The sequence below is a fragment of the Carnobacterium pleistocenium FTR1 genome, from assembly GCF_000744285.1.
GTDB classification, from domain to species: Bacteria; Bacillota; Bacilli; order Lactobacillales; family Carnobacteriaceae; genus Carnobacterium_B; species Carnobacterium_B pleistocenium.
This window is the reverse complement of the sequence record NZ_JQLQ01000001.1, coordinates 1-10,079: the sequence shown is the minus strand read 5'-3', so window position 1 is coordinate 10,079 and position 10,079 is coordinate 1. Positions and strand designations below refer to the sequence as shown.

At 35.6% G+C, this 10,079-nt stretch carries 11 protein-coding genes and 2 pseudogenes; all 13 read left to right on the top strand.

The window, feature by feature from the left end; all coding sequences use genetic code 11:
- Positions 1-440, top strand: a 440-nt coding sequence (locus BP17_RS00055) for an aldo/keto reductase (RefSeq protein WP_035050835.1), incomplete at its 5' end; no start/stop codon positions are given.
- A gap of 149 nt (positions 441-589) precedes the next feature.
- Positions 590-877: pseudogene (locus BP17_RS13800) on the top strand (MarR family transcriptional regulator); the annotation flags it as partial.
- 147 nt (positions 878-1,024) lie between these two features.
- Positions 1,025-1,352 (top strand): annotated as a pseudogene (locus BP17_RS13795) (aldo/keto reductase); the annotation flags it as partial.
- Positions 1,353-1,527: 175 nt separating this feature from the next.
- Positions 1,528-1,671 carry a hypothetical protein gene (locus BP17_RS13585; protein WP_232219577.1) on the top strand — a complete coding sequence of 48 codons (144 nt, stop codon included), beginning with the start codon at positions 1,528-1,530 and terminating at the stop codon, positions 1,669-1,671.
- A 70-nt stretch (positions 1,672-1,741) separates the two neighbouring features.
- Positions 1,742-1,972, top strand: coding sequence for a helix-turn-helix domain-containing protein (locus tag BP17_RS13580; protein ID WP_232219576.1), 231 nt, complete (start codon positions 1,742-1,744; stop codon positions 1,970-1,972).
- An 18-nt stretch (positions 1,973-1,990) separates the two neighbouring features.
- Complete coding sequence (locus BP17_RS00040) at positions 1,991-3,727, top strand: ABC transporter ATP-binding protein (protein WP_035050832.1); 1,737 nt, start codon at positions 1,991-1,993, stop codon at positions 3,725-3,727.
- The gene (locus BP17_RS00035; protein WP_035050831.1) at positions 3,717-5,606 is read left to right on the top strand and encodes an ABC transporter ATP-binding protein; all 1,890 of its coding nucleotides are present in this window, start codon (positions 3,717-3,719) and stop codon (positions 5,604-5,606) included. The genes BP17_RS00040 and BP17_RS00035 overlap by 11 nt, the downstream gene beginning before the upstream one ends.
- 323 nt (positions 5,607-5,929) lie before the next feature.
- Positions 5,930-6,553: a DNA-3-methyladenine glycosylase gene (locus BP17_RS00030; RefSeq protein WP_035050830.1), complete on the top strand. Its 624-nt coding sequence runs from the start codon at positions 5,930-5,932 to the stop codon at positions 6,551-6,553.
- 14 nt (positions 6,554-6,567) lie between these two features.
- Positions 6,568-7,062 (top strand): DUF3013 family protein, encoded by a 495-nt coding sequence (locus BP17_RS00025; RefSeq protein ID WP_035050828.1) that lies wholly within the window; start codon positions 6,568-6,570, stop codon positions 7,060-7,062.
- Between the two features lie 46 nt (positions 7,063-7,108).
- On the top strand, positions 7,109-8,062 hold the full coding sequence (prmA, locus tag BP17_RS00020) for a 50S ribosomal protein L11 methyltransferase (RefSeq protein ID WP_035050827.1): 954 nt from the start codon (positions 7,109-7,111) through the stop codon (positions 8,060-8,062).
- Positions 8,063-8,824 (top strand): 16S rRNA (uracil(1498)-N(3))-methyltransferase, encoded by a 762-nt coding sequence (locus BP17_RS00015; RefSeq protein WP_035050826.1) that lies wholly within the window; start codon positions 8,063-8,065, stop codon positions 8,822-8,824.
- A 77-nt stretch (positions 8,825-8,901) separates the two neighbouring features.
- On the top strand, positions 8,902-9,552 hold the full coding sequence (deoC, locus tag BP17_RS00010; RefSeq protein WP_035050825.1) for a deoxyribose-phosphate aldolase: 651 nt from the start codon (positions 8,902-8,904) through the stop codon (positions 9,550-9,552).
- Between the two features lie 286 nt (positions 9,553-9,838).
- The coding region (locus BP17_RS00005) for an HD domain-containing protein (protein WP_035050824.1) at positions 9,839-10,079 on the top strand (241 nt) is incomplete at its 3' end.

Sequence of the window (10,079 nt, the reverse complement as noted above, 5' to 3'; positions counted from 1 at the left end):
ATCGATTTATTGATATTTCTGAGTTCAGTGAAATCCCACCAATGGTAAACCAAGTAGAAACACATGTGTTTAACCAACAAGTGGAAGCTCAAAAAATTATGGAAGAATACAACACTCAAATTGAATCTTGGGGACCGTTTGCTGAAGGTAGAAATGATTTCTTTAACAATGAAACATTGCGAGAAATTGGAGATAAATACGGTAAATCCGTAGCTCAAGTAGCTTTACGTTATTTGATTCAACGCAGTATTGTTGTCATTCCGAAAACAGTCACAAAGGAACGCATGATCCAAAATTTTGATGTCTTTGATTTTTCATTAACGGATGAAGATATGGCTACGATTCTAGAATTGAATCAAAAAGAAAGTTTGTTTTTCTCTCATTCTGATCCTAAAACGGTCAAATTTTTAACCGGCTTAGGCAAAAAAAATAAAAGTTAAACAACTATCAAATTAAAAAAAATTAAATCGTTCTCATAAAATTACTTTGAAAGAATAAGTAGATTTCACTATCTATTTATTCTTTTTTTTGCTAATATAGTTACCTGTGGTAATTATATTAGGTAATTTAATTTAAGGAGGAAAGAGTAATGGATAGTAAACTATCTGAGGAATATATTGATGCCTGTTTGAACGCAAAACAAACGTTACGTTTTTTACCTGAACCGCCTCCGGAAATACAAAAAAGACATATTTATATTATTAAAACCTTGTACAATTTGTCAAAAAAATTAACGGAAGTGCGTGTAAGTGACGTTGCTGAGGAAATTGGTTTAACGCTGCCCAGTATTACGAAAAACATCGCTTTGCTAGAAACGTTAAGTTACATCAAAAAAGAACCGAATGCAGCAGATAAGCGAGTAGTAAATATTCGATTAACCGAAAAGGGTTATTTGTGCATCAAGAAAATTGTGTATGACTTTCACTATAAAATGGTCAAATTAAAATTTATTGATATTTCTGAGTTCAGTGAATCCCACCAATGGTTTAAACGAAGTAGAAACAATGTGTTAACCGACAAAGTGGAAGCTCAAAAAATTATTGGAGAATACAACACCTCAAATTGAATCTTGGGGACCGTTTGCTGAAGGTAGAAAATGATTTCTTTAACAATTGAAACATTGCGAGAATTGGAGATTAAATACGGTAAATCCGTAGCTCAAGTAGCTTTACGTTATTTGATTCAACGCAGTATTGTTGTCATTCCGAAAACAGTCACAAAGAACGCATGATCCAAAATTTTGATGTCTTTGATTTTTCATTAACGGATGAAGATATGGCTACGATTCTAGAATTGAATCAAAAAGAAAGTTTGTTTTCTCTCATTCTGATCCTAAAACGGTCAAATTTTAACCGGCTTAGGCCAAAAAAATAAAAGTTAAAACTATCAAATTAAAAAAATTAAATCGTTCTCATAAAATTACTTTGAAAGAATAAGTAGATTTCACTATCTATTTATTCTTTTTTTTGCTAATATAGTTACCTGTGGTAATTATATTAGGTAATTTAATTTAAGGAGGAAAGAGTAATGGATAGTAAACTATCTGAGGAATATATTGATGCCTGTTTGAACGCAAAACAAACGTTACGTTTTTTACCTGAACCGCCTCCGGAAATACAAAAAAGACATATTTATATTATTAAAACCTTGTACAATTTGTCAAAAAATTAACGGAAGTGCGTGTAAGTGACGTTGCTGAGGAAATTGGTTAACGCTGCCCAGTATTACGAAAAACATCGCTTTGCTAGAAACGTTAAGTTACATCAAAAAAGAACCGAATGCAGCAGATAAGCGAGTAGTAAATATTCGATTAACCGAAAAAGGGTTATTGTTGCATCAAGAAATTGTGTATGACTTTCACTATAAAAATGGTCAAATTTTAAAAGATATTCCGGAAGAAGATATTCGTTTGACGATAAAAACGATTTACCGGATATATGCTTTAATGGAGCAGGCGCATTCGCTTGATTAAAAGGAGAGAAGTTTAATAATGTATAAAACGTTAATAAAATCACTGCGACAATACAAGAAACCTTCATATTTAACGATGCTATTTATGGCATTGGAAGTGGCTGTTGAGATTTTTATCCCCTTTCTCATGGCAAAAATCATTGATAACGGATTAATAGCAGGGGATCTCAATTATGTTTTGAGAATAGGGTCACTAATGTTTGCATTGGCGTGTCTTTCTATGCTGCTTGGAGTATTAGGCGGAAAGTTTTCTGCGGACGCTGCAGTGGGATTTTCAACGAATCTTCGCCAAGATATTTACAAAAATATTCAAACATTTGCTTTTGATAATATTGATAAATATTCCTCATCCAGCTTGATCACGAGGCTTACAACAGATATTACAAATATCCAAATGGCTTTTCAAATGGTATTAAAAACGATTATTCGAGCACCTTTCATGATCGCCTTTGCCTTTGCGATGGCAGCTTATACGAATTTGAAATTATCTTTAACGATTTTAGTCATCGTTCCCATCGTAGGCTTTATTTTAATTGCCCTTATCTACCGCGTGCATCCTTATTTTATTGCGGTTTTTAAAAAATATGATCGATTAAATCAAACCGTACAAGAAGACATTAACGGCGTACGCGTTGTAAAATCATTTGTTCGTGAAGAGAAAGAAATCGAAAAATTTAAAGTAGCTTCTTCAGATATCAAAGATTTATTTACAAAGGCTGAAAAAATTACGGCTCTTAATGCTCCGATTATGCAGATTGCCATTTATTCTAGTTTACTTCTTGTTTATTGGTTTGGAGCAAGGTATGTTGTTGGTGGAACAATGAGTACGGGTGAATTAACAAGTTTCATCACATACATGATGCAAATCTTAAGCAGTATTATGATGATTTCGATGATCTTTATTATGATCGTAATTTCTGAAGCTTCAGTAGAGCGGGTTGCTGAAGTTTTGCAAGAAAAAGCAACCTTAACGAATCCTAAGAACCCAATCACCACCATTGAAAATGGGGACATTGAGTTTAGAAACGTTCAATTTAAATACAATGAACTATCCGAAGAGTCCGATTTGAGTCAGATTAATTTCACAATCAAATCTGGTGAAACGATTGGGATCATTGGTGGAACAGGTAGTGGTAAGACTTCACTGATCCAACTGATTCCTAGGTTGTATGATACGACTGAAGGAGAAGTCTATGTCTCAGGACGTAACGTGAAGGAGTACGATTTAGTAACGTTGCGTGATCAAATTGCAATGGTATTGCAAAAAAATACGTTATTCTCCGGAACGATCAGTACCAATTTGAAATGGGGAGATGAAGAAGCATCTGAGGCAGAAATTCGACGTGTCGCTAAGTTAGCTCAAGCAGATGATTTTGTGCAATCTTTTCCAGATGCTTATGAAACGGTACTAGATCAAGGTGGTTCAAATGTATCTGGTGGTCAAAAACAACGGTTAACGATCGCACGTGCTTTATTAAAACAACCTAAAATTCTAATTCTAGATGATTCTACAAGTGCTGTGGATACGAAAACAGATGCCTATATTCGAAAGGCATTTATAGAAGAAATTCCGAATACAACGAAGATTATTGTGTCGCAACGTATTTCATCTATTCAAGATTCTGACCGCATCATCGTATTAGATGAAGGGAAAATCAACGGAATTGGCACACATGAAGAATTACTAAAAAACAATACAATCTATAAAGAAGTATATGATTCTCAAGTAAAGGGAGGGACGATAGTTGAAAAATAAACCAATCACGAAACCAACTGTTAGTCCATTAAAAATATTTAAAAGAATTCTTTCTTACGCGACGACTAAGCAGTATAAATTACGGATCATCATCGTAATTGTCAGTATCATCATTAGTGCAGCTACCAATGCGATTGGGATCAGTTTTACGAAAACGCTGATTGATGATTACATTGCTCCGCTTCTTACTCAAGAAACACCTGATTTCTCGGGTTTAGCACGCATTATCGGTTTAATGGCGCTGTTGTATTTGACTGGTGCACTCTTCACTTACATTTTTAATCGCACAATGGTTACTGTATCACAGGGAATCTTAAAAGATATCCGAGATGAAATGTTTACGCATATGGAATCTTTGCCTATCCGTTATTTCGATAGCAATGCAACGGGCGATATTATGAGTCATTACACGAATGATACAGATACGTTAAGACAAATGATCAGCCAATCGATTCCACAAATATTTTCGGCGTTGGTTATGATTTTATCAATCATTATTGCGATGTTTATTATTAATATACCAATGACCGTAGTTGTTTTAAGTATGTTAGGGATAATGATCCTGGTCATTCGTACAATTGGTAGTAAAAGTGGCCGTTACTTCTCAATACAACAAGCTGCATTGGGAACGTTGAATGGTTATGTAGAAGAAATGATTGAAGGCCAAAAGGTTGTGAAAGTATTTAATCATGAAGAAAAAGCAATTGCTGATTTTAATGAATTAAATGAAGTGTTAAGAGAAAATGCTACAAAAGCAAATACGTATGCAAATATTTTAATGCCGATCATGGGAAATATAGGAAACTTTATGTATTTATTAACAGCTGTCATAGGATCTGTTCTTTCGATTACAGGACTTACGGTTTTAACAGTAGGGAGTATCGCATCTTTTGTTCAGTTCACCAAAAGTATCACCATGCCTGTAGCACAAATTTCGCAACAATTTAATGCGATCATCTTGTCGCTAGCAGGAGCAGAACGTATTTTCAATTTATTGGATGAAAAACCTGAAGAAGATAGTGGAACGATCGAGTTAGTAAATATTACTAAGCAAGTTGACGGAAGAATCGAAGAATCTGCTCAACGTACCGGTCAATGGGCTTGGAAACAACCAACGGCGACTAATGAAGCTATGTATACAGAATCAACGGGTGATGTGCGTTTTAAAGATGTAACATTTGGCTATAATGCCAATAAAACGATCCTTCATCACATTGATTTATTTGCAAAACCAGGTCAAAAAATTGCGTTTGTTGGAGCAACTGGAGCTGGGAAAACAACTATTACCAACTTGATCAATCGCTTCTACGATATTCAAAAAGGAACCATCACTTACGATGGCATCGATGTTAAAAATATCAAGAAAGATGATTTGAGAAAATCTTTAGGTATTGTATTACAAGATACGCATCTGTTCTCAGGAACCATTAAAGATAATATTCGTTACGGCCGTTTAGATGCTACAGATGACGAAATTGAAGCGGCGGCAAAACTGGTCAATGCTGACTTTTTCATCAGACAATTGCCACACGGGTATGAAACAGAGTTAACTGGGGATGGCGGTTCGCTTTCACAAGGCCAAAGACAATTATTGGCAATCGCTAGAGCAGCTGTAGCGAATCCTCCAGTGCTGATTCTTGATGAAGCGACGTCTAGTATTGATACGCGTACGGAGAGGGTTGTACAGAGCGGAATGGACGCATTGATGAAAGGCAGAACGGTATTTGTGATTGCCCATCGCCTATCAACTGTACGCAATTCTGATGCGATCATGGTCATGGATCAAGGACGCATTATCGAAAGAGGAAATCATGAAGAGTTGATTGCTCAAAAAGGAGAATACTACCAATTGTACACTGGTGCATTTGAGATGGACTAACAGTACGTTTTAGGTCAAGCGACTAAAAAGCCTTATTGAAGACGATAATCGTCGTCAATAAGGCTTTTTTAATTGGCTCTAAGTCAAATGATGTGGGTGATTTTAAAAAAATTCTTCTGGAATAAGTGGGTTTGTTTGTAGAGAGTCACGTGTTTTGTAAAATAAACAGATTTCCATCCTCTTTTCTGATCATGGCATCCGGTTAGTTTTCAAAATATCTTTAGCTGAAATGAGTTTCTTTTTATCTAAGGGTTCTTTTATTGTATACTAGTAAATGAAGCATTAGTCACTAAAAATGAAATACACTAGAAAGAGGAATACATTTGAATTTTTGGACAGATCAAACAAAAACAACGGAAGAAATAGCGCAAGATTTACTTGGTTGTTTGGTTATCAAAGAAACAGATGAAGGGGTGACATCTGGTTGGATCGTAGAAACAGAAGCTTATTTAGGTGAGATAGATGAAGCTGCTCATAGTTATGGCTTAAAAAGGACTCCTCGTCTGGACTCTATGTATAAAGAACCTGGAACAATTTATGTCTACAGCATGCACACGCACTTAATGCTAAATGTAGTTGTTCAAGAAAAAGGGGTACCAGAAGCCATTTTAATACGCGCTATTGAGCCTTTAAAAGGTGTAACACTAATGTCTGAAAGAAGAGGAAAGGTTGGCTTTGCAGTAACAGATGGACCCGGAAAACTAACTAAGGCAATGGATATCACTAAATTGGATGATGGGACATCCGTTGCAGAATCGCCTTTGCTCATAGATATAGCTACAAGGAAAACACCTAAAAAAATTCAATCATCTCCTAGAATAGGCGTCCCCAATAAAGGCGAATGGACGGATGCACTGCTCCGATATACTGTAGTAGGAAATCCATATGTATCAAGAAAAAAAGGTGCAATAGAAACAGATTTTGGTTGGGAAGAACCAATCAACTAATGGAGGCGGAAATAATGGCACAAGAATCAGTATTAGATTATTTAGGCGAAGCGTTAGAAGAAAATGACTTTGAATTTGATTGGAAATTAGAATGGGATAAAAAACAGCACGCGATTGAAGTTTATTTTTCGATTTTCGCTGAAAAAAATGAAGAAAATATTGTGATTGAAGACATTGAAGGAACAACAGCTCAAGGCGATATTATTCAATTTGAAGATGCTATCTGCCTTTTTGATCCTAAAAAATCAAAAATTCAAATGGATAACTACTTAAAAGCCTTCCCGGTTGATTTTAAAATAGGTATCGAAAAAGGATATATTGATGCACTTTTAAAAACACTGCGTATCGTTGTAACAGAAGGACAATCTGATTTGTTAGATTTTGCTACTGACCCAACAATCGAAGAATTTGAATTAAACTGGAACGATACCAATTTTGATGGAACAATCAAAACATTAAAAGATATCAATCGTTATAACGAAGAAAAACTTTCTTATCCAAAGTACTAAACTAGTCACAACTAAATGAATGATTAATTGGAGGTAAAGCAACAAGATGAAGTGGATTGAATTACAAATACAAACCTCAAATGAAGCTGTAGAAGCTGTATCGAATATTCTTATTGAATCAGGTTCCCAAGGAGTAGCTATTGAAGATAGACAAGATTTTTTAAATAATCCTGATGATGGATTTGGTGAAATATGGGCATTAGATGAAGCGGATTTTTCTAAAGAAGGGGTGATCATAAAAGCCTATTTTCCAGATACGCTATTTTTACCTGAATTGGTTCCAAACATTAAACTTAGAATCAATGAACTCAAAACATTCGGCTTAGATATTGCACCAAATAGTGTGAAAGTAGATGAAGTTGCGGAAGAAAACTGGGCTACGGCTTGGAAAAAATATTACCATCCTTTGCAAGTAACGCGCTTTCTAACGGTCGTTCCAAGCTGGGAAGAGTATGAGCTACAGCATCCGGATGAACGTGTGATACGCCTAGATCCTGGTTTAGCTTTTGGTACAGGTACTCATCCAACAACCATGCTTTCTTTACAAGCTCTTGAAACGTATATTCGTGGCGATGAAACCATTTTAGATGTAGGGACAGGTTCAGGTGTATTAAGTATTGCTAGTAAAGCTTTAGGTGCCAAGCATGTTCATGCCTATGATTTAGATGATGTGGCTGTAAAAGCAGCCGTTGAAAACATTGAGTTGAATGATTACGCTACAGATATTATTGTAAAAGCCAATGATTTGCTGAAAGGTGTAACGATCGAAGCTGATATCGTAGTAGCCAATATTTTAGCAGAAATCATCATTCCACTTATACCGGAAGCTTTTGAAGTGTTGAAACCAGGCGGTCTATTTTTAACTTCAGGAATCATCGAGGATAAAAAAGAGCTTATTCTTTCTGAACAAAAGAAACAAGGCTTTACGATCATCCAAGTACAACAAATGAAAGACTGGTGCAGCATTGTCGCTCAAAAACCATTAGCGGAGGATGAATAAATGCAACGCTATTTTTTAAACGAAGATTTAACAGATTATCAAAATCAAACTATTTCAATTGATGGAGACAGTTTTCACCATATGATAAAAGTGATGCGGATGAAAGTCGATCATCGTGTGTACCTGGTAACAAAAGATCAGAAAGCTTTTATTGCCAAAATCAATGCAATTGAAGAGAAAAGAGTTCTTTTAAGTTGGGTCGAAGATGATCTTAGACAACAAGAATTGCCAATTGAGGTAACGATTGCTAGTGGACTTCCTAAGGGCGATAAGTTAGATTTGATTGTCCAAAAAGGAACAGAATTAGGTGCAAGTGCGTTTATTCCCTTTGCAGGGTCGTTCTCAATTTCAAAATGGGATGCCAAAAAAGCCGTTAAAAAAATTGAGCGGTTGCAAAAAATTGCACAAGAAGCAGCTGAACAATCGCATCGCACAAAAATTCCAACACTTCAGCCACTTGCTTCGGTAAAGCAGCTGATTGAGATGAAAGAACACTTTGATGTCTGTTTAGTCGCTTATGAAGAAAGTGCTAAAGTAGGAGAAGATCAAAATTTTGTTAAAGGATTAAAGCAGCTGCCTATTGGCGGGAAGTTACTCATTATTTTTGGTCCTGAAGGTGGGCTATCTAAAGATGAAGTAGATGCATTCATTCAGAATGGCTTTTTGCCTTGTGCATTGGGCCCAAGAATTTTAAGAACAGAAACCGCTCCACTATATGCATTAGCAGCGGCTTCGTACCACTTTGAGTTAATGGATAAGTAAGAAATTTCTTTTGCTCCGAACCAAAAAATCGAGTATAATGAAAATGCTATCATCAAGATAAGAAAGAGGGATATAATATGACAGTCGAATTAAATAAAACAATTGATCACACATTATTAAAACCAGAAGCAACGGAAGCACAAATCAAAACGCTTTGTGAAGAAGCAGCCAAGTATGATTTTATGTCCGTTTGTATAAACCCAACTTGGGTTAAAAAAGCGGCAGAATTACTTAAGGGTACAGACGTAAGAGTATGTACAGTCATTGGTTTTCCTTTAGGAGCTAATACATCTGAAGTAAAGGCTTTTGAAGCAGAAAATGCGATTCAAAATGGTGCAACTGAAGTAGATATGGTCATCAACATCGGTGCTCTTAAAGGTGGAAATGACGCTTTAGTTCAACGCGATATTGAAAGTGTTGTAGCTGTTTCAAAAGGAAAGGCATTATCAAAAGTAATCATTGAAACAGCCTTATTGACTGATGAAGAAAAAGTACGTGCATGTGAACTGGCTAAAAAAGCTGGAGCTGATTTCGTGAAAACATCTACTGGTTTTTCAACAGGAGGAGCAACACTTGAAGATATCAAATTGATGCGCGCAACTGTAGGACCTGATATGGGTGTTAAAGCAAGTGGCGGTGTTCGTACACAAGAAGATGCTAAACAATTTATCGCAGCAGGAGCTACTCGTTTGGGATCTTCAAATGGCTTAGCAATCGTAAACGGATAAATAAATTCAAGTCAAAATAACCAGCAAACTGAATAAATAAGCTAGAAAGAATAGGAGTCTGAAGCGACTTTTATTCTTTTTTTCATAGAATAATTTACAAAAGTAAAAATAAAGACTGTTTTATTTGATTTTTCTATTAGTATTGAAATTTATCTCTAATATGAGTATAATGTAGGGTGAATCAGTATTTGAAGCACTCAGTTGGAGTGCTTATTTTATACTCATTGATTTGAACTGAAATCGAGCATAAGACTTAATTAGTGATAAATGAAAAGAAGGTGACAAGATGCCCAAAAATAAAGATTATACTGCACAAGAAGTAATTGCCTTAACCGTTACTTATATGAATAGCAGTCATGTGGCTTTTGTCAAAAAGGCTTGTGATTTTGCCACAAATGCTCATAAGGACCAGTTCAGAAAATCAGGTGAGCAGTATATAATCCATCCGATACAAGTTGCTGGTATTTTAGCAGAATTGAAAATGGATCCTGTAACAGTAGCAACCGGATTTCTTCATGATGTTGTAG

Excerpts from the sequence above, each read along its gene's own strand:
- BP17_RS13585 (WP_232219577.1), top strand. The coding sequence starts at position 1,528 with ATGGATAGTAAACTATCTGAGGAATATATTGATGCCTGTTTGAACGCA.
- BP17_RS00040 (WP_035050832.1), top strand. The coding sequence starts at position 1,991 with ATGTATAAAACGTTAATAAAATCACTGCGACAATACAAGAAACCTTCA.
- BP17_RS00025 (WP_035050828.1), top strand. The coding sequence starts at position 6,568 with ATGGCACAAGAATCAGTATTAGATTATTTAGGCGAAGCGTTAGAAGAA.
- prmA (WP_035050827.1), top strand. The coding sequence starts at position 7,109 with ATGAAGTGGATTGAATTACAAATACAAACCTCAAATGAAGCTGTAGAA.
- BP17_RS00015 (WP_035050826.1), top strand. The coding sequence starts at position 8,063 with ATGCAACGCTATTTTTTAAACGAAGATTTAACAGATTATCAAAATCAA.
- deoC (WP_035050825.1), top strand. The coding sequence starts at position 8,902 with ATGACAGTCGAATTAAATAAAACAATTGATCACACATTATTAAAACCA.